At 57.1% G+C, this 2,581-nt stretch carries 1 protein-coding gene; it reads left to right on the top strand.

Annotated elements, in window-relative coordinates; all coding sequences use genetic code 11:
* On the top strand, positions 1-2,581 hold a 2,581-nt coding region (locus tag IMW75_RS26615), incomplete at both ends, for an immunoglobulin-like domain-containing protein (protein WP_336512448.1).

Raw genomic sequence — 2,581 nt, 5'->3', positions numbered from 1 at the left:
CGCGACCCTGACCAATCCTGCCGGCACTCCGGTGACTGTGACTTTGAGCAATGGCTCGGTCATCACCATTGGTGCGGGTCAGACCACCGGCACCGTCGTGGTCCAGACTCCGGCGAATGACGTCTATGTAAACGGCAGCACTGTCAGCACTACGATCACTGGCGCTACTGGCGGTAACTTCGAAAACCTGGTGCCAAGTACTACGCCGGCTGTTACCACCATCACCGACCGCATCGATACCGTCACTGTGACAATCGAAAGCGCCGGCGATGTGCTGGAAAACGCCGCACCGACCTTCACAATCAAGGTTGATCAGAAGCTGGATCAAGACCTGACCGTGACCCTGAGCAATGGCCAGACCGTGACTATCGCGGCTGGTGCAACTGAAGCCACCTACGCCCTGCCCGCTCAGGGCGATGACGTTTACAAAGATGGCGAGACCATCAAGCTGGGTATTACTGGTGCAGTGGTAGAAGGTAAGACCTTCGAGAACCTGGTCATCGGTACCGAGGCTCAAGTTGTTGTTGGCGATACCACCAGCGAAGTGGTTGCGACCCTGACCGCAGATAAAACCACTGTGGCGGAAGGCGGCTCGGTTACTTACACCGTGACCCTGACCAACGCAGCAGGCCTGCCGATCAACAACCACGGTGAACTGACCTTCACCCTGACTGACGGAACCCAGATCAAAGTCCCAGCCAACGGTAACGTCGGCAGCGCGACCATTGTTGCTCCGGACGACATCCTGGTTGGCGGTCAGCCGACCATCATCAACAAGCTGGAATCGGTGACCGGCGCAGACAACTTCGAGCAACTGACCCTGGGTCAGAACTCGCTGGAAACCACCGTTACTGACGAACCTACCGGTCAAGGCGACGCGGTTAACATCAGCATCACTGGCAACGGCCCGGTCCTGGAAAACCAGGATGCGAGTTTCACCATCAAGCTGGATAAAGCCCAGACTCAGCCAGTCACCGTGACCCTGAGCAATGGCCAGACTGTGGTTTTCGCCGCAGGCGAAACCGAAAAAGTCCACACCCTCGCGCCGCAAGGTGATGACGTCTACAAAGACGGCGGCACTGTGAACCTGGGTGTTGCCGGTGCAACCTCCAACGGTACGGCGCTGGAAAATGTGGTTCTGGGGAATCCGGCTTCGGTCGTTATCACCGATACCCTCAGCGAAGTCATTGCGACTCTGACCGCGGATAAAACCACTGTGGCGGAAGGCGGTTCGGTTACTTACACCGTGACCCTGACCAACGCAGCAGGCCTGCCGATCAACAACCACGGTGAACTGACCTTCACCCTGACTGACGGCACCCAGATCAAAGTCCCAGCCAACGGTAACGTCGGCAGCGCGACCATTGTTGCTCCGGACGACATCCTGGTTGGCGGTCAGCCGACCATCATCAACAAGCTGGAATCGGTGACCGGCGCAGACAACTTCGAGCAACTGACCCTGGGTCAGAACTCGCTGGAAACCACCGTTACTGACGAACCTACCGGTCAAGGCGACGCGGTTAACATCAGCATCACTGGCAACGGCCCGGTCCTGGAAAACCAGGATGCGAGTTTCACCATCAAGCTGGATAAAGCCCAGACTCAGCCAGTCACCGTGACCCTGAGCAATGGCCAGACTGTGGTTTTCGCCGCAGGCGAAACCCAAAAAGTCCACACCCTCGCGCCGCAAGGTGATGACGTCTACAAAGACGGCGGAACTGTGAACCTGGGTGTTGCCGGTGCAACCTCCAACGGTACGGCGCTGGAAAATGTGGTTCTGGGGAATCCGGCTTCGGTCGTTATCACCGATACCATCAGCGAAGTCATCGCCAAACTGTCTGTGGATAAATCCACCATTACCGAAGGCGGTTCAGTCACCTACACCGTGACTCTGACCAACGCTGCCGGTCTGCCAATCAACAACCACGGCGCGCTGACTTTCACGCTGACCGACGGCACCACCATCACTGTTCCAGCAAACACTTCGGTAGGCTCGGCGATCGTCGCCACCACCAATGACGTGTTCACTGGCGGCCAACCTTCGTTGGTCAACAAGCTCGATACCGTCACCGGCAGCGAGAAGTTTGAAAAGCTGACCCTGGATCAAACTACCCTGACCACCACCGTCACCGACCAGCCGACGGGCGAAGGTGACAAAGTCACCGTCACCATCGAAAGCTTGGGCGACGTGCAGGAAAATGCGGTCGGCAAGTTCAGCGTGAAAATCAGTCAGGAACTCAAACAGGACCTGACCGTTACCTTGAATAACGGCGATAAAGTCGTGATCAAGGCCGGCACTACTGAGTCGCCGTACGAGATCAAAGCCCAAGGTGACGACGTCTATAAAGACGGCGAGACCATCAAGGTCAGCATCTCCGATGCTACCGTTGACGGCAAAACCTTCGAGAACCTGGTCATCGGCGACGCCGCTGAACTGAATGTCACCGACACCACCAGCGAAGTCATCGCCAAACTGTCTGTGGATAAATCCACCATTACCGAAGGCGGTTCAGTCACCTACACCGTGACTCTGACCAACGCTGCCGGTCTGCCAATCAACAACCACGGCGCGCTGACTTTC

Origin of the sequence: Pseudomonas gregormendelii (assembly GCF_017114825.1) — a bacterium.
In the GTDB taxonomy this organism is placed as follows: Bacteria; Pseudomonadota; Gammaproteobacteria; order Pseudomonadales; family Pseudomonadaceae; genus Aquipseudomonas; species Aquipseudomonas gregormendelii.
Note: the sequence above shows the minus strand (reverse complement) of the source record. Positions and strands in the feature narration are given on the sequence as shown.